This is a genomic window from Alistipes sp. ZOR0009 (genome assembly GCF_000798815.1).
GTDB lineage: Bacteria > Bacteroidota > Bacteroidia > Bacteroidales > ZOR0009 > Acetobacteroides.
The window spans coordinates 1-18,525 of record NZ_JTLD01000058.1; the positions used below are offsets into that span (position 1 = coordinate 1).

Annotated in this window: 13 protein-coding genes; 1 reads left to right on the top strand and 12 read right to left on the bottom strand. The window is 42.0% G+C overall.

From position 1 onward, the window contains the following. Nucleotides 1-81: 81 nt before the first annotated feature. From L990_RS14825 to L990_RS14850, 6 genes are all read right to left on the bottom strand, one after another. Entirely contained in the window at nucleotides 82-2,814 is a 2,733-nt protein-coding gene (locus tag L990_RS14825) for a TonB-dependent receptor domain-containing protein (RefSeq protein ID WP_081981734.1), read from the bottom strand. Nucleotides 2,815-3,004: 190 nt separating this feature from the next. After that, nucleotides 3,005-3,949, bottom strand: a complete 945-nt coding sequence (locus L990_RS14830; protein ID WP_047450984.1) for a 3-oxoacyl-ACP synthase III family protein — start codon at nucleotides 3,947-3,949, stop codon at nucleotides 3,005-3,007. Nucleotides 3,950-3,968: 19 nt separating this feature from the next. After that, nucleotides 3,969-4,565 carry a TetR/AcrR family transcriptional regulator gene (locus tag L990_RS14835; RefSeq protein ID WP_047450986.1) on the bottom strand — a complete coding sequence of 199 codons (597 nt, stop codon included), beginning with the start codon at nucleotides 4,563-4,565 and terminating at the stop codon, nucleotides 3,969-3,971. 511 nt (nucleotides 4,566-5,076) lie between these two features. Further along, nucleotides 5,077-6,942, bottom strand: coding sequence for a membrane protein insertase YidC (gene yidC / locus L990_RS14840; protein WP_047450988.1), 1,866 nt, complete (start codon nucleotides 6,940-6,942; stop codon nucleotides 5,077-5,079). A 14-nt stretch (nucleotides 6,943-6,956) separates the two neighbouring features. Further along, the gene (locus L990_RS14845; RefSeq protein WP_047450990.1) at nucleotides 6,957-8,579 is read right to left on the bottom strand and encodes a CTP synthase; all 1,623 of its coding nucleotides are present in this window, start codon (nucleotides 8,577-8,579) and stop codon (nucleotides 6,957-6,959) included. Between the two features lie 16 nt (nucleotides 8,580-8,595). Continuing rightward, complete coding sequence (locus tag L990_RS14850; protein ID WP_047450993.1) at nucleotides 8,596-10,539, bottom strand: DUF349 domain-containing protein; 1,944 nt, start codon at nucleotides 10,537-10,539, stop codon at nucleotides 8,596-8,598. A 375-nt stretch (nucleotides 10,540-10,914) separates the two neighbouring features. On the opposite strand from L990_RS14850, the gene L990_RS14855 reads away from it, so the two are divergent. After that, nucleotides 10,915-11,541: a SagB/ThcOx family dehydrogenase gene (locus tag L990_RS14855; RefSeq protein ID WP_081981735.1), complete on the top strand. Its 627-nt coding sequence runs from the start codon at nucleotides 10,915-10,917 to the stop codon at nucleotides 11,539-11,541. Nucleotides 11,542-11,841: 300 nt separating this feature from the next. On the opposite strand, the gene L990_RS14860 is transcribed toward L990_RS14855, so the two are convergent. From L990_RS14860 to L990_RS14885, 6 genes are all read right to left on the bottom strand, one after another. Then, a complete protein-coding gene (locus L990_RS14860) occupies nucleotides 11,842-12,300 on the bottom strand; it encodes a peroxiredoxin (RefSeq protein WP_047450998.1) in 459 nt (152 codons plus the stop codon). Nucleotides 12,301-12,441: 141 nt separating this feature from the next. Beyond that, a complete protein-coding gene (locus L990_RS14865; RefSeq protein WP_047450999.1) occupies nucleotides 12,442-13,692 on the bottom strand; it encodes a DcaP family trimeric outer membrane transporter in 1,251 nt (416 codons plus the stop codon). 122 nt (nucleotides 13,693-13,814) lie between these two features. Next, nucleotides 13,815-14,303 (bottom strand): NADH-quinone oxidoreductase subunit NuoE, encoded by a 489-nt coding sequence (gene nuoE / locus L990_RS14870; RefSeq protein ID WP_047451001.1) that lies wholly within the window; start codon nucleotides 14,301-14,303, stop codon nucleotides 13,815-13,817. A 12-nt stretch (nucleotides 14,304-14,315) separates the two neighbouring features. Further along, nucleotides 14,316-16,100, bottom strand: coding sequence for an NADH-dependent [FeFe] hydrogenase, group A6 (locus L990_RS14875; RefSeq protein WP_047451003.1), 1,785 nt, complete (start codon nucleotides 16,098-16,100; stop codon nucleotides 14,316-14,318). An 11-nt stretch (nucleotides 16,101-16,111) separates the two neighbouring features. Next, a complete protein-coding gene (locus L990_RS14880) occupies nucleotides 16,112-17,905 on the bottom strand; it encodes an NADH-quinone oxidoreductase subunit NuoF (protein WP_047451005.1) in 1,794 nt (597 codons plus the stop codon). Between the two features lie 19 nt (nucleotides 17,906-17,924). Beyond that, a complete protein-coding gene (locus tag L990_RS14885; RefSeq protein ID WP_047451006.1) occupies nucleotides 17,925-18,317 on the bottom strand; it encodes a (2Fe-2S) ferredoxin domain-containing protein in 393 nt (130 codons plus the stop codon). Nucleotides 18,318-18,525 lie beyond the last annotated feature (208 nt).

The window sequence follows — 18,525 nt, forward strand, 5'->3', positions numbered from 1 at the left end:
TACTTTCAAATAGACCTACTGCTTTTTGTTTTCTTATTTTATGGGTCTTGTGAGGTTTTCTTTATGTTGGTTGAGTGGTGCTTAGTTTCCAATAGAGGGTTTTATGCTGTCTGGTTTACGATTCTTCTGTCCGCCAAACTTGTTTAAGTTGTAGCTAATCGAAACTAGAAAGGTTTGAGATACGGTATTGAATGTCGTCTCATCAATATAACTTGATGTTACCGTTCTTTTGAAAGGCTTGTATTCATTTAGAATATCAAATGCTAGCAATGTAATAGATAGCGATTGATCTTTTAGTAATTTCTTTGTTACAGAAGCATTCCAGAGTGACGATTTGTTTGAATCTTCAGTACTATTACCGTATTTTTTATCGATATCATAAGTTGATTTAACCTCTATCCCGAGCGGTAAGAAAGCTGTAATATTCCCGTTTAGAGCTACCGTACTATACTGGTTATTTGTTTTTACTATGGAGTTATTATTGGTTAATCTTCGATATTCAGCGTTATTGAAATTGTAACCGACATCAAAGCCAAGTTCCATAAAATTAAGCATTAGGTAGCCTCTTAAAGATTCCCCTATTACGGATTGGTTGTTGAATATTTTTATGTTATTAATAAATCCGGGTGTATGGCTATAGTTGAAATTGGTATATGCTGAAAGTTGGAGCTTGTTGTCGAATAATGATTTTCCTATCGTAGTTTGGTTGTCAATACTGTAAAGACCATTGACATTTACGGCTTGATAGTATGTTTTGCCAAGTTTGTCATCTCGGTAACTTTTGTTCTGGATGGAATTATGCGAGATGTTGAGTGTTGTAAAGTTATTGAGAGATAGGAAGGATGTGTTGCTGAAATAGTTGTAGCCAAGCAAAAAAGAGTGTTGTTCTTCCTGCTTTAGGTTAGAGTTTCCAATTATAATGCTGTTTGGTGTTTCTGGGTTTTGTATTGGATGTATTTGGTTGATAGATGGCTGGCTTGTTGTGCCTCTGTACGAAAAGTTAATGAAAGTAGACTGTTCTTTAAGGTAGGTAATATTAACAAGCGGAGAAATGTTCTGATAATTTGCAGAGGTGTCTATCCAGTTATTTCCTCGCTGGTTTAGGTAATCTATTTTGGAGTAGCTGATGTTTGCTCCAGCATTAATAGATAAGTTTGATTTGGTGAAGTTTACTCTTAATCCAGTTATGTCTGTTAGCCTTTTATTTTTTGTGTTTTTGGAATAGAGGCCATTTTTTATATCGTATTTCGCTGTATTGGCGTTGTAGTCGAACGCATTATTGAGGTTTGAGTTGTATTTGTAGGCTAGCTTATTGTTTATTTCTGCTGTAAAATATTTACCTAGGGGATGTGTATACGAAAGCTTAGTGCTAAAAGAATCGTTCTCACCTTTCAAAATGATGTTTTGGTCACGTGTCTCATTAGTGTTGGTAGCAGTGTAGAAATTTTCCTGCTTTGTATATTTATCGCTAGTATTATCCTCTTGGTTGTAGGTGATGTTGGCCGAAATCGTTTGTCGTTGCTTTCGTAGCATTTTACGGAGGAGCATGTCAACTCCGTATTCTTTTGTATTGCTTGTTGTATTTGTTTTACTTTTCTCAGAGTTTAGTAAATCACCATCAGCCTTAAATTGATGAGCTTGTTTATTGTCCTTTGATACCCCTTCAGATACTTGTAAATTAGGTGAGAAAACGAGAGACGCTGTGCTGTCAAGCTTGTATTCTATTCGGGTTTGAATAGCATGTTTGTTGGTCGAGTTGTCCGAATAGGAAAAAAGATCGCTGTTGTATGTGTCTGAAATTTCAATATTTTCTCGATGGGATGATGTTTGTTGGGAGAGGTTGCTGTAGCCGTAGTTATAGCTGCCATTTACTGATAGCTGATTGTCGATTTCACTATTAAGTGTGAGACCTGCATTTCCTGATGTGGTAATTCCTTGCCTATTTGGGTTAGGAAAAGCTACGCTACCATTTCTTCCACCTCGATTTATATTGTTATACCCTCCCGTTCCAAATACTTGTGTAGAGCCTTTAAAACCTCCGATTTTAGCGCCTAAATCGTAGGTGTCGTTGGTTCCAACTCCAGCTCTTGCATTGCCAAAATAGCCATGCTTCTTGTCTTTTTTAAGGGTTAGGTTTATTATTTTTTCAGTTTCCCCGTCGTTGATTTTTGTGAATTCGGCTTGATCACTTTTTTTATCTACCAGCTGGATTTTATCCACAATATTTGCAGGTAAATTTTGGCTTGCGAGCTTAGGATCATTAATAAAAAAGCGTTTCCCATCTACCATTATTTGTGTTACAGCCTTTCCGTTAATTGAAATGGATCCATCTTTGTCGACTTGAACTCCAGGCAACTTCTTTAAGACATCTTCAACGACATCATTTTCCCGAGGTTTAAATGCGGAGGGATTAAATTCTAGCGTGTCTTTTGCTATTCGGATAGGTTTGTTTTTTCCTTTGACAACAATCTCCTCTAAGTTGATTTCTTTTCCTTTTAATTTTAAAATCCCTATGTTAATTGTCCCTTTTGCGCCATGAACAAAAATTTGTTTTGTATAGGGATTGTAGCCCATGTGAGATGTTTTTAGAATATATTTTCCTTGCGGCACATTTCGTAGCTCGAAATGTCCTGAAATGTCGCTTATGGTCGAAGATAGGATGCTAGAATCTTTTAGGGATAGGAGCGCTATGGCTACAAATTCAGCGGCTTTCTTGCTTGATGTGTCTGCAGTTGTTCCTACAATGATAAATCTATTCTGAGATAGGCATGGCATTGAAAAAGTAATAGCTAATAGCAAGAGAAGATGTTTCATAAAATTGGTTTGGTAGTGCTGAGTTATGTAAAACTAGCATTTTAATTGTATAGGTAACTTTAATCTAAAATATGAACGGCAAATAAGGGCATTAATTGCAGAATGGATTCATAAATCATTTTAAATGTTTTTTAAAGAAAAGGGTGCTGACCAGTTAAGGCAGCACCCTTTTCTTTATTATCGTTAACAGCTAAACTCTAATAAGGATCGATCCGCAGGAGTATCCTCCTCCAAAAACAGTAACTCCAACAAGATCATCTTTTTTTAGCTTATTCAAATTTTGAGAAAGGGCAATTGCCGTGCTTGCACAACCCGTATTTCCCAACTCTTCGATGTTTGCAAATATCGATTCTTGCGGAAAGTTCAGCAGGTGAGCTAGCTGAGATATGATTCTCATATTAGCCTGATGAGGAATGAGGTAGGTGATGTCGCTAAATTGGTATCCTTTAGATTTCATTGCTTCTTCTAAGCTTTCTATCATGTAAGTACACGCATTAACAAATACATCTTTACCAAATGGCATTACAATACCTTCGTGCTTAGGGATAAGATAGACACCTTGAGGTCCTTTCCCTACATGTCCCAGACCTTTTGTTGTAATAACCTCAACTTCCATGTCCGATTCCCGTTGTTCTTCTTTGGAAAGAAAAAGGACAGCGGCTCCATCTCCCCACAGATGGCCGCTTTTTTCATCAGAATCGTTGCTGTAGATGGTATTATTTTCAGACGCAACGACTATTGCCTTGGATGCTTTATTTAGAGCAAAATAGCCTTCTACAATCTCAACGGCGTTTACTAAGGATGAACAAGCGGAAGTTATAGTAACTGCGGCAGCATTTTTAATGTTAAATTCCCGTTGAATGACGTGTGATAGCGTTCCTACTGTATCGTGAGGAGTATATGTTGCTCCTACAATTAGATCGACTTCACCTATGGAGTAAGGGATTTTTGAGATGGCTGCTTTTACGGCTTCTATTCCCATGGAGTTGGAATTTTCGTTAGCAGCAGCTCTACGGCGTTGCTTGATGCCTGTGCGCTGAAAAATCCACTCGTCGCTTAACCCATTAACATTTAAAAAATAGTCATTATTTACCACTTGTGATGGCAAATAATGTGCTACCGCATTAATGTACATACTAAACTCGATAATGGTTTTACCTTAAATTATTGTTGTTGAAGATTCCAAACAAAATAACGCGCAAGATGTTGCGCTGTTTTTCCTGAGACTCTTCACTTGGGTTCATGTCCAAGAAATTGCTTTCGAAAGCCTTTAAGGTAACTAGCAAGTTATGAGCAGTTAAACTCATGTTTTGTACTTGAAAAACATTTCTTCGAATTCCATCATCAAGTACTTCAAGGATAACTTTCACCTCTTCCTTGTCAAATTCGCGACGAATTTGGTCAAAGTGAGCCTTCTCCTTGAAGAAGCAAGATTGTAATGCCGTATGGGTATACACTAATTCGCGTACGATTTGCATCCGCTTTACCATGTATAACCTTAGTTTTTCGTAAGGATCTAGCACCTGAGAAAAGCTTGTACGTAGGTTCGTTGCCATTTTACTGGATTCGACCTTGATTACCTCATTGTAAATCTCATCTTTAGATTTAAAGTAGGTATAAATTGTACGCCTTCCTCTATTGCAGGCTAAGGCAATGTCGTTTATAGTGGTGTTGTAATACCCCATCTCGCCAAAGACGTTTCGGGCCACCTCTATAATAGTCTCTCGTGTCTTACTAAATTTTGCTGTCATGATTCTAACTATTGCACACTTAATTAAAGGTTGTGCAAGATATAAGTTGTTTTTTAATTTCCAAAATAAAGGTTTTAAAAAGTGTGTTACTTTTACATAATAGTAGTAGTTTTTTTGAGTCAAACATCTTTTACTCAAAAAAAGATAGTTCAAATGAAGTCCGCAACTTCTGCTGCATACATGTTATTACTATACAAAATGTAATAAACCATATAAACGTACATAAAATATAAAAAATAGAAACTATTTTATTTTTTATTTTACGCTTAATCTTTATTAATGTATTTAGCCTAATAGTTGCTGGATAATTGTTGTAATGGCATGATGAATTACATTTTCATTCCATTCTTTATGATTCTGGCTCAATTTGTATTTTGTCAGTGCTATGATACCTGGTTATTTAGGAAGTGTAAGTATTGATGTTTATAGAGAAGAAGATGGCATTTAATTTTTTTATGGTGATAATTTTTAAAAACAAAAAAGGCAACCGGTAGGCTGCCTTTTTTGTTTTTTATTTTTTCATGCGTTGTTGTTGCTTTGCCATTTCTTCAAGCTTCTGTTGGAAGCGAGATTTTTTTACTGGCTTTTTACTGTTTTCTTTTAACTTGGCATGTATCGCGTCGTCGTTAACCGTTTGGCGAATAAGGTACGTTTGACCCAGCGTAAATAGGTTCGACAATAGGTAGTAGTAGCTAAGACCTGCTGCGTAGTTATTGAACCAGAAAAGCATCATTACTGGCATCATGTACAACGTCATAAACTTCATACCTGGCATTTGTTGGGTCGTATCTCCCATTTGTGCAGTATTAATCTTTGATGTTAAGTACAACGAAACAGCCATGAGTAGAGTAAATAAGCTTATGTGTCCACCATACAATGGGATGTCGAATGGCAAGTTGATGATCGAATCGAAGGACGATAGGTCATCAGCCCAAAGGAAGCTTTCTTGACGCAGCTCGAAGGAGGCTGGGAAGAAGCGGAACATAGCAATAAGTATTGGAAGCTGTAGTAACATAGGTAAGCATCCACCCATTGGATTTACGCCTGTCTTACGGTACAATGCCATTACTTCCTGCTGCTTTTTTAGCGCATCTTCCTTTTTAGGATACTTCTCATTGATCTTGTCTACTTCTGGTTTTAAAACCCTCATTTTAGCCATAGATAGATATGACTTGTAGGTTAGAGGGAATAGCACCAGCTTAATAAGCACAGTCAATATTAGAATTATAAGACCAAAACTGCCAATGTGAGACTCTAGAACGTCAAAGACTGGGATTACGACCCAACGGTTGATCCAGCGAATAATCCAGCCACCTAGCGGAACTACCTTTTCGAAGCCTTGATCGTACTTCTTTAACTCTTTAAAAAGGTTTGGTCCGAAGTAGAAAGCCATATCTACACTCTTAGTTGTAGGGTTAAATGGTACTCGGATGTCTGCTGTAAAGTTCTTAGTGTAGCCAGAATTCTCAGGGTTGGTGGTTTGGCTAATATCCGCAGATGTGAAGTTGTTCTTAGAAACAAGAATAGAGGAGAAGAACTGTTGCTTAAAGTTTATCCACTGTATTTTTGTGGAAACCTTCTCGCTCGCTTCCTCCTTCATTGGGCTTAACTCCTCAAAATCGCCCTTCTCTCCAGGAAATTTGTAGGCAATTGCGGTGTAGTTGTTCTCGTTTTTAAATCCTTTTTCCTGCTGAGGCGCAGTCATTGCCCATTTTATATCAAAGTCGGTGATACCCTGGGGGAACTTGTTCTGCATGCCAACAAAGTTGACCTTGTAGTCAACCATGTAGCTGCCCTTCTTTAGGGTGTATACAAATTCAAGGTAACTGGCATCTGCTGTATGCAGGCGGAAGGTTACCGATTTGGTTGAGTCTTTCCCTGATAGCTGGTCGCTTTTGGCAACATTTACGGGCTCGAAGAAGAACTTCGATGTAGAAATGTTTTGCCCCATGTAAAAGCTAAGGTCAAACTTGCTTTTTTCAGGTGTAAAGAGAACCAACTTTTCTCCGTTGTGGCGTTTGTATTTCAATGCCTCAACTTGAGCAATTCGTCCTCCTTTGTTGGAGAAAACAACCTTAATTAGATCGTTCTGGATTGTATAAAACTCCTCAGTTCCTTTGAGAGAATTAGCCAATGATGCTCCAACAACCTCAGTCATCGATGCAATTTCTGCGCTATCCTTGCTGGTTGTCGAGTTAAGTTCTGCGGTAGCGGCAGCTGGTTTTGCAGCCTCTTGCGCCTTCTTTACTCTTGCAATGGAGTCCTGCTGATGGGCTTGCACCTTTTGGTACTCTGCAGTTTGTCGGCTATTGAAATAGCTGAATCCTATAAGGATTGCACCTATTAATACCAAGCCGATAATACTTTTTTTATCCATTTAGATTTTGTTCTTTATTTACACATTTCTGCTTTGTGCTTTAGTGCGGCCTTCACAAAGGCTACAAAAAGCGGATGTGGGTTAGCGACAGTACTCTTGTATTCTGGGTGATACTGTACGCCAACAAAGTATGGATGCGACGGAATTTCAACGACCTCCACTAAGTTAGTTTCTGGATTAATTCCTGTAGGACGCATGCCTGCTCCTTCGAACTGTTCGAAGTATTGGTTGTTGAACTCGTAGCGGTGGCGATGACGTTCGGATATTAGCTCCGATTTGTATGCCTTACTTGCTAACGAATCCTTCTTTAAGGTACAAGGATAGGCGCCTAGGCGCATGGTACCCCCCTTATCGGTAATTTCCTTTTGGTCTTCCATTAGGTCAATTACAGGATGAGGTGTTGACACAACCATTTCTGTCGAGTTTGCTTCGGCGAGGTTTAGCACGTTGCGGGCAAATTCGATTACGGCGCATTGCATACCTAAGCAGATTCCAAAGAAGGGAACCTGATTTTGGCGGGCAAACTTAATGGCGGCAATTTTGCCTTCAATGCCTCGATGCCCAAAACCTGGAGCAACAAGCACACCGTGCACATCGCCAAGCAGCTGCGCTACGTTTTCCTCTGTGATTTTTTCGGAGTTAACCCACTTGATGTTTACTTTGGCAGAGTTTGATGCTCCTCCATGAATAAATGCTTCAACGATTGACTTATAGGCGTCGTGTAACTCGGTGTACTTTCCTACCAAAGCAATAGGCACTTCATGCTTTGGGTGTTTGATATCATCAACGAGCTTGGTCCATTGAGAAAGCTCCACCTCGGTGTCTGACGGAAGGTTTAGCTTGCGTAGAACGGTTAGGTCTAACTTCTCCTTCAGCATTACTAGCGGTACTTCGTAGATTGTTGAAACATCGATAGACTCTACGACGGAGTCTTTATCAACGTTGCAGAATAGCGCTACCTTTTTCTTCAATTCCTGAGAAAGAGGTTTCTCGGTGCGGAGTACCAGAATGTCTGGCTGAACGCCTGTTTCTAGAAGCATTTTTACCGAGTGCTGAGTAGGCTTAGTTTTAAGTTCTCCTGCAGCAGCAACGTAAGGAACTAGGGTAAGATGGATAACCAGCGAGTTGGTTGCACCAAGCTCCCAGCGCAGTTGGCGTACGGCCTCTACGTAGGGTAGCGATTCGATATCGCCAACGGTACCCCCAATTTCGGTAATCACCACGTCGTACTTATTTTTTGTTCCCAAAAGTTTAATACGACGCTTAATCTCATCGGTGATGTGAGGAATCACCTGTACGGTTTTTCCCAGGTATTCACCACGGCGCTCCTTTTCGATTACCGACTGATAAATACGCCCTGTAGTTACATTATTTGCTTGAGAGGTGGGATTATTCGTAAAGCGCTCGTAGTGGCCTAAGTCTAGGTCGGTTTCGGCACCATCTTCGGTAACGAAGCACTCCCCGTGCTCGTAGGGGTTCAAAGTTCCTGGATCTACATTGATGTAGGGATCTAACTTTTGGATGGTGACAGAATAACCGCGAGCTTGAAGCAATCTTGCTAGCGATGCCGAGATAATTCCTTTTCCTAAAGAGGATGTTACGCCTCCTGTTACAAAAATGTACTTAGTCTGTGCCATATCGTTTTATTACTATCTATTCGGGTAGTTGAGTGTCAATCACGTTGATCTTATCCTCAATTAGCGCAATCTCCTCTTTTGCTTTGCGGATCTTGTTGTTAACCTCCTTGATCATCGCATCTGCATTTTTTGATTTTGCAAAGAAGCCTATGTTATTTTCCCATACGCTTATGTCTGATTCTAGTTGGCGAATCTTACCGATTAGCTTATCGCGTTCGGTACGCAGCTTTCTATCAGCTTTTGGGCCAGAATTTACGTCAACCCAGCTTTTGAACTTAACCATCTTTCTTTCTGCCTCATTCCCTTTTAATGCGTGGAAATGTGCATCGATGGCTTCGCGATAAGCCGACTGAATCCTGTCTTTTGCTTTCATAGGGACGAAGCCTATTTCGGCCCAACGGCGTTGGAAATCCTTAAGTGCTTCAAAGCTGTTCTCCACATTTTCTGCAACAAATGCCTTAATTTCCTCGATTAGGGCCTCTTTCTTTTGTAAATTTTCTTCGTACGACTTGTCGATTTCGGAGAAGTGGGCCGATTTGTTATTAAAGAAGGTGTCGCAGGCGGTGCGGAAGCGTTTCCAGATATCGTCGGCATGCTTGCGCGAAACTTGTCCAATCTTTTTCCACTCCTTTTGTAGGTTGATGAGCTCGTCGGTAGTCTTTTTCCACTCTTCTGAGGCAGATAGGGCTTCGGCTTTTTCGCAGATTTCAATCTTCAGCTTTAGGTTGGCATCAATTTGCTCCTTTAGTAGGGTATAGAAATCTCTCTTTTGTGTAAAAAACTTGTCACAGGCCTCTCTAAAACGTTGGTACACCTTGGCGTTTTCCTTTTTAGGGGCGTAGCCAATCGTCTTCCAAACCTTTTGCAACTCTACAATCTCCTTCGATTTGGTGTTCCACTCCTTGGTCGATTTTATTTCGGTAGAGGTTAGCTCTTCTGCCTTTTCGCAAAGAACAGTTTTGGCGTCAAGGTTGGTTTTTTGCTCATCGCGAAGCGATTCAAAAAATTCCTGATGTCTTTTGTTGATTTTGGAGGTTACCTCCTTGAATCGATCCCAAAGTGTTTCCTTAAACTCCTTCGCAACGGGGCCTATTTCGCGCCACTGCTCGTGCAATTTTTGCAACTTTTGGAAGGATGAAACAGGAGAGGGGTCTAGCAGAAACTCTTCTGCTTTTTCGCAGAGCACCATTTTTGCCTCGTAGTTCTTCTTGAGGTCTAGGTCTCGTAGCTCGCGATTAATTTTTATGTAATCGTAGAATTTTTCAACGAGGTAGTGGTAGTTGTCCCACAAATCTTTAACGTGTGCTTGAGGTACCTGCCCAACTTCTTTCCACTGGTTTTGTAGGTTTTTAAACTCTTGGAATGTGTGGGTGTGGGCCTCTGCCCCTTCCGAAAGATTTTTCAACTCATCAAGAATTCTTTGTTTTTCTTGGTAGTTTTTTTCTTTTTCTGCCTCTATCTCTTTGATTCGGGCTTGCTGTGCAGCCTTATACTCGGCTACAAGATCTTTTAGCAGTTGCTCTTCAGGGGCTTCTGGCGCCTTAAAGTCGGCCTCTAGTCCACCTTTTTCGAGGAATTCAGTTTTTAATGCTTGAATCTCGGAGCGGAGTAGCTTGTAGAAGGCAATTTTTATGGCTTCGATTTCGCGACGGGCTCCAACAGTAGACTGGTTACGAACTACCGTCTCTAAAGCTTTTACTAGTTCTGCCTTACTGAAGTTCGAGTAGTCGGTGGTGGCTGGTGTTGCATCTTCCACCTCTTCTGCCTCATCTTCTTCGCCAAGATCGATCTCGTTGGCGGCTAAAAGAGCTTCCTCTTCCGAAAAATCAACTGCCGAAGCGGTTGCTTCAGCTTCTTCTTCAACTTCAACCGCAGCTGAAGGGGTAGTTTCTAAAGTATCCTCAACAGGCTTGTTGAGCTGTTCCTCAGGAACTAGAGCATTTGTGTTCTCAGACTCCATAAACGCTAAGTTTGGGGTTCTACTAATTATTTCTAATTACTATTCTATTTGGTTATTGAACCAAACTGCAAATATAGTATTTACCAATCCTAATCGAAACTTTATTTCTGATAAAGGGTCACAAAGCGTTAGCTAGGTGTGTTAAATTGAATTATAGGTAGATTGGCGTTTATGGGCATCCTGTTTTTAGAAGTCCAGAATGGTACATGCAAATTTTGGGTAGAGAGACTGTTTTGCTTGGGACGTACTGCTTCGATTTTCTTCGCTTTTACTTACATTTGGGAAAACCTAACCGGAGTGGGATGTTCTGTGCGCGGTTAGTTCCGTGGCGTTTGGCTAAACTGGGGACATTCAGCCTTTTTAAAAGTCTTATTTATGAGAAAGATCCTTTTTTTGCCCGCATTTTTGCTGGCGATGGCTGCTGTCAGTGGGCAGGAGCCTGTTGTTTTACCTGTCCCTAAAACCGACGGAGGAATGCCTCTGATGGATGCGCTACGAATTAGGGAGTCGGAACGTTCTTTTGCCGTCGACGAACTGTCGTTGCAGGAGTTGTCAAATCTGCTATGGGCTGCCAATGGCGTTAACCGTACCAATGGAAAGCATACAGCCCCCAGTTCTATGAACTATCAGGAGATTGACGTTTACGTACTGCTCAAGGCTGGCATCTACCGCTATGATGCGAGAGGCAATACGCTGCACCCTATTGTAGGCGGCGATTTTAGGGCAGTGGCTGGCAAGCAGGATTTTGTTTCGACGGCTCCCGTTAACTTAGTCTACGTGGCCGATTTTTCGCGCGTTCCGAAGGGAGAAACAGAGGCTCAACTTAACGCTTCGTATGCCAATAGCGGCTTTATTGCCCAGAATGTGTACCTGTTTTGTGCTTCCGAGAAGCTGGCCTGCGTTGTGCGTGCCTATTTCGATCCCAAGGTGTTGGGTGAAACTCTTAAGCTAAGTTCTACGCAGCGGGTGATTTTAACCCAAACCGTTGGGAAAAAGAAGTGATGCCCGTAGATTTAAGATTTCATCAGTTGTGGTGTACGTAGCATGGGACAACCCCTGCGGTAATGAGAGACAGCGAACACCCCGACTTGTCTGATTTAGCTTTATTCGTAATCGACGTTTCTTATCTGGTTATCGAGGCTATTTCTGACCTTTTTCTCTCAAAAAGTTTTGCCTTTGAGGTTGTTTTGTGTTTAATAGAAGTTTGTAACCTTATTAATCTCCTTCAAGGTTCCCATTTATCCTAAGCAAGGTTCTTGTAAAAGTCTCATCGGACAATGGAGATGGTAGGATATGCAGCTACTACTTAGCGGGGGCTTTCTGTACGGCCGCAATTGCCTCTTTGACGTGGCTGCTCGATCCGAAGAAGGAACTGTAGATTTTTATGATACGCCCCTCCTTGTTTACCACGTAGGTAACCCTTCCGGGAAGCAGCCCAAGGAATGTTCTGGGAACCTTTAGTAGCCGTCTAACCTTACCATCCTCGTCGGAGAGCAGCCGATAGGGCAGGTGATACATTTTTTTGAAGGCGCGGTGGCTTTTTTTACTGTCGGAGCTAATTCCAATTACCTCAAAATTATTTTTTTTAAAAATTTCGAATTTGTTTCTAAATGAGCAGGCCTCTAGGGTGCAAATTGGGGTTCCGTTCATAGGATAGAAAAAAAGCACCATGTTTTTAGCGCCAATGTACTGATGGGAGCTGAAGGTGGTACCATCTTGATCTAGAAGCGTGAATTCGGGTAGCATTTCTCCTACTTTCATAGCTGTAGTCTTTAAGCGGTTATTCGTTTGTAGAAAGCCGATTTAATTCTTGCTACTTATGTGTACGGATATATAAAGAGCAAGTTTCAAATCGTGTTCTTTTATCTGAAACTTGCTTCTTTATGTGATGTCTTGTGTTACCTAGAAGTTGTACTGAATCATTGCTGCAATTCGGTTGGCGCTGCCGTTATCTTTATTTACGTTGATTCGCTGCCCCCAGGTGTACTCCAACCCAACCTGAAAATACTCGATTGGGTTCCAGAATATGGTTCCCCATATCATCTCTCCCTTTTTATACCACTTTTCGTACGAGGCTTCGTTATGGTCAAACTTTACGAAGCTGTATCCGCCAGTAATGGAAAGGTTGGGGCGGATGCTGTAACTTAGCACTCCATAGGCCGAAAGCATTGGGAGTGGTTTTAGCAGGTTGGTATTGCTGGTGTTCGGAATTAAGTTGTAGCCTAAGTCGTAAAAATCTTGGGTGAGATTGGCCACACCCTTGCCGTATAGGGCGTTGAAGGAGGCTGTGAATTTAGATGTGAATTTCGCTAAACCAGATAGCTGAACAGTCCATCCGTAGGCATTATAGTTTTTGTTGATGTCCTGATTGTGGTAGGACATCGGGTTGAAAAGGCCAGTTAGACGTAGGTGATTACCATTTTTAGCGTACTGGATGTACACAGGAACGTTTGGAAGTGTTTGAGGCTTGCTTATAAAGCGGCTGTTTAGGCCATCTTGGTTTAACGAAAAGTAAGGTTCCTCAAGGGCAATGCAGCCTTCTAGGTTATCGGTTAGCCGATGCGTATACCTGATCATTATAGGCCAGTTGGCAAACGCGGCGTTGGGTCCCTGAAAGTTAATCATATTAGGGAAAGCGTCGAGATCCATCATGGTGGTCCACTCTTGTCCAACAAGAAATCCAGCATAGGAAATAAATCCTCGACGAATTCGAAGAGTTTTGTTGGCGCCCCTGAAGTCAGTTTCGAAGTAGGCTTCGAGGTTTTTTCCGTTTACGTTGTAGTCGATAACCCGAAAGGATAGCCTGGAGGTTTTGATATCGAGGTTAAGCTGTCCATCTTTAATGGTGCTGTTGGGGGTTTCGATGAGGGTGGGGATGAAATCAGGCCCATGAACAAAGCCGTTGAAGTCGTAGTTGGCTGTTACGTTTAGGTGGCCAGCTATCTGTAGCGAAAATTTCTTGTTGGGCGTGAGAAATACAAATTGGGGCGTTGGGCTATTTTTGTTGTCGGGGGTAGTTGTCCAAGCCTGTTTGAGGATTGTCGTATCGCCTAAGGGCGGGGGCGCTTCCTGCGATTGAGCGGGCGTGTGGCATAAGAATGCAAAGCAAAGGAGAAGTAAGCACCTTCTCGTGTCAGCAATTTTAAACGTCATTTTATTGTGGTTTCCGTAGATTAAATTAGGCGCAAATGTATGGAATGTATTTGTTTAAGAGTGTAAAAAGTAACAAGGGAGATACCGTAATGGTATCTCCCTTGCACAATATAACATTTACGCTATCGATCCTCGTATTCCGCTAAAATCTCACGAACACCATCGGGAGAAACGCGACCGTATACTTTTTCGCCAATGGTAACTACAGGGGCAAGGCCGCAGGCTCCTACGCAGCGTAGGCAGCTTAACGAAAACTTACCATCGGCAGTAGTTTCACCTACGGCAATGTTAAGCGTCCGCTTAAATTCGTCCAGCACCTTTTCTGCTCCACGTACGTAGCATGCAGTTCCTGTACATATTGATATAGGAAATTTACCCTTAGGAAGCATATTGAAGAAGGAGTAAAAGGTAACCACTCCGTAAACTTTAGCTACCGAAATGTTCAGCTCCTTTGCAATAACCTCTTGTACTTCGGCAGGTAGGTAGCCAAACTCTTCCTGTGTTTTATGAAGAACGTTGATCAGCTCTCCTTCGTCGTTGTTGAAGTTTTTGCAGATCTCCTCAATTTTATTGAGCTGGCTTTGTTTTAGCTCTAACTTTATATGTGACATGGTGGTACCTCCTTAGTCTTTAGTGATGATGATTTCGCTCTTGCTTTTGTCGAAGTAGTGCGTGTGAAGTAGATGGTGAGCCTTTTCGCTCATAGGAGCACCCAAAAACTCTTCATAAAGTTTGGTAATATATGGGTTCTCATGCGATTTTCTGCAAGGCTTATTGGCATCTTCGCGATAGATTGCCATGGTACGAGCCGTTAAAATGCGGGCATCACCGTGGTGTAAAGGCTGTCCACCACCACCAATACATCCACCAGGACATGCCATAACTTCAATGGCATGATACTGCTCTTCGCCCGAACGAATCCGATCTAGCAGTTTGCGGGCATTTCCAAGTCCGTGCGCAATACCGATTTTAATTTCGGTACCATTAAAATCTACCGTTGCCGAGCGAATACCTTCCATTCCTCGTAGCTGGTGGAAATCTACCTTTTCTAGTGTTTTCTTGGTAAATACCTCGTAAGCAGTACGTGTTGCAGCTTCAATAACCCCACCTGTAGCTCCGAAAATCACAGCAGCACCGGTAGATTCACCTAGTGGCTTATCAAAGTCTTCTTCCGGAAGGTCGTTAAAGTTGATGTTTGCCTCCTTAATAAGGTGGGCTAGCTCGCGGGTAGAAACGGCGTAGTCTACATCGGGATTCCCGTTTACGCTAAATTCTTCGCGTTGGCATTCGTATTTTTTGGCAAGGCAAGGCATAATAGAAACAACCACCAAGTCTTCGCGCTTTACGTTGACCTTATCTGCAAAATATGTTTTTGCGATAGCGCCAAACATTTGCTGTGGCGAGCGAGCGGTTGACGGGATATTAAGCATGTCTGGGTAGTTGGTCTCGAAGAAGTTAACCCAACCTGGACAGCATGATGTGAGGATTGGAAGGTTTACATTCTTATCACCAGCAAGATGCCTTGATAGGCGATTTAGCAGCTCGGTGCCCTCTTCCATAATGGTTAAGTCGGCCGCAAAATCGGTGTCAAAAACATAATCGAAGCCAAGACGGCGAAGGGCGGCAGCCAGCTTACCTGTGACAAGTGTACCTGGTGCCATTCCAAACTCTTCTCCAAGGGCAGCGCGAACTGCAGGAGCGGTTTGTACAATTACTGTTTTCTTAGGATTTGCTAAATCGCGTACAACCTTTGGCGTGTGATCAACCTCGGTAAGAGCTCCTGTTGGACATACGGCAACGCATTGTCCACAGTAGGTGCATGGCGATTTTTCTAGATCTTGCTCAAAGGCAGGCGCAACAACAGCCATAAAACCGCGGTTGATGGCGCTTAATGCTCCAACCGTTTGGAAGTTATTGCACATGGTTTCGCAACGACGGCACATGATACATTTGTCCATATCGCGAATAATGGAGGGCGAATAGTCTACCTTGTAGGTCGACATTTCAGCGTACTCCTGTCCTGGAATGTGGCGAACACCTAACCTTACGGCCATATTTTGAAGATCGCAACGACCCGATTTGGGGCATGTAAGGCAGTCTTTAGGGTGATCTGAGAGTATCAGTTCCAGAACCGTTTTACGAGCGTTAAGTACTCGCATGGTGTTTGTTCTGACTACCATACCTTCGGTTGCAATGGTATTGCACGAAGGAGCAAGGTTTCTGCGTCCCTCTACCTCTACAACGCAAATACGGCAGCCTGCAGGCTTATTCTCAATTTTTAAATCTTCCAGATTCATGTAGCAAAGAACTGGTATATCAATACCTAGGCTCTTTGCCGCTTTGTAGATTGTTGTACCTTTTTCAACCTCTACTTCGCGGTGGTCTATTGTGAGTTTAATTGTTTCCATTTTCGTCCCAACTATTTTATGCTGATAGCACTAAATTTACATTTCTCCATACACGCTCCACACTTAATACAAGTTGTAGGGTTGATAACGTGAGGCTGTTTACGCTCGCCTGTAATTGCGTTTACAGGGCAGTTTCTAGAACATGCGGTACATCCAACACAAGCGTCTGGATCAATAACGTAGTTCATAAGAGCCTTACACTGACCAGCCGTACACTTCTTTTCGGTTACGTGATCGAGATATTCGTGGTAGAAATTTTCGAGAGTTGATAGTACCGGATTGGGAGACGTTTGTCCTAGACCACAAAGCGATGTATCTTTAATTACATGGGATAGGTTGCGAAGGCGATCTAGGTCTTCCATAGTACCGTGTCCTTTTGTAATTCTATCAAGAAGTTCGAAAAGGCGCTTGTTCCCGATGCGGCAAGGAGCACACTTTCCGCACGATTCTTCAACTGTAAATTCGAGGAAGAATTTGGCTACGGAAACCATACAGTCGTCTTCGTCCATAACGATCATACCTCCAGAGCCCATCATCGAGCCTACGGATATTAGGTTATCAAAATCGATAGGGGTATCGAGATGTTTCTCGGTTAAACAGCCACCTGATGGTCCACCAGTTTGAACCGCTTTGAACTTTTTGCCATTCTTGATGCCACCTCCAATTTCGAAGATAACTTCGCGAAGTGTGGTTCCCATTGGAACTTCAATAAGGCCAACGTTGTTGATTTTGCCCGCTAATGCAAATACTTTGGTTCCTTTAGATTTCTCAGTTCCTATTTTAGCAAACCAGTCGGCACCATTCAAAAGGATAACTGGAACGTTTGCGAACGTTTCAACGTTATTTACGTTGGTTGGTTTTTCTTTATATCCCGATTCTGCCGGGAATGGAGGTTTTACGGTCGGTTCTCCTCTAAGCCCTTCCATCGAGTGGATGAGCGCAGTCTCTTCGCCACAAACAAAAGCTCCGGCTCCATAACGAATCTCAATATCAAAATCGAAGCCAGTGCCCATAATGTCGCTGCCGAGTAGTCCGTATTCGCGAGCTTGCTTAAGGGCTACCTTTAGGCGATGGATGGCAAGAGGATATTCTGCACGGATGTATACAAGCCCTTTATTGGCTCCCATAGTGTAACCACAGATGGCCATGGCTTCAATAACAGAGTGGGGGTCTCCTTCTAATATGGAACGATCCATAAAGGCACCAGGGTCGCCTTCGTCGGCATTACATACTACGTATTTTTGGTCGGCTTGATTTTTAGATGCAAGCTCCCACTTTAAACCCGTAGGGAATCCACCACCTCCGCGGCCACGTAGTCCAGATTTCTTAATCTCATCAATAACTTGTTGAGGAGTAAGCTCCGTAAGTGATTTTCCTAATGCCATATATCCATCGCGAGCAATGTACTCGTCAATGTTTTCTGGGTTGATAAATCCGCAGTTACGAAGGGCTATGCGAATTTGCTTTTTGTAAAACTCCATATGCTTGGAGTCTGCTATGTGCTCTTGCGAGTTAGGATCGCTATAAAGAAGGCGGTTTACCTTACGTCCCTTTATAATGTGCTCCGCAATAATTTCTTTTACATCCTCAGGACGAACTTGTACGTAAAAAGTATTGTCGGGCATAATTTTTACGATAGGCCCTTTTTCACAGAATCCAAAGCAGCCTGTCATAATAACCTGAATGTCTTTTTCTAGCCCGTTGGCTTCAAGTTCCTGCTTCAAGTTGGCAACAATCGCATCGCTTTCTGATGCTCTACATCCTGTACCACCACATACAAGAATGTGCATTTTGTATTTTGTCATTCTTAGTGCCTCCTTTTATCTATTTAATAGATTGGTAGTTTACTGGAATGATTCCATCCACTAGCTCGCCATTCTTGATGTACTTTTCGATGATCTCGTCAGCCTTTTTATTGTCTACGTAACCGAAAACAACAGGTTCTTGCCCAGGAAGGGTTACCTCGATGGTTGGTTCTGCATAGCAGTACCCCATGCAACCCGTTTGCGTAACAACTGCAGAGATGCCCCGTTTGTCGAACTCCTCTATAAGGTGGTCCATTACTACTTTTGCGCCAGAAGCAATGCCACAAGTTGCCATGGCAACCTTAACCTGCACATGATCTTCCATTGTTTCTGCCTTTTCTCTAAGGTTTACCTTAGCCTCTAGGTCGGCTTTCATCTGTTTCAGATCAGCCAAAGATTTAACTTTTGTCATAGTATATCAATTATCCAGTCGTATTTTCCAATTGCTTTCAAATATATGTGAAATTAATAACAGGCTGTAATCTTAGTGTTAAAATTGAAGAGTTTGCTTGTAGTTGTTATTTGGATTAATTTAAAATTATAAAATTTTATTTGGTTTCATATTGTAATTGAAATTGATGAAAGTGCTTTTAGTATATCGTTAAATGTTTTTGTTTAAC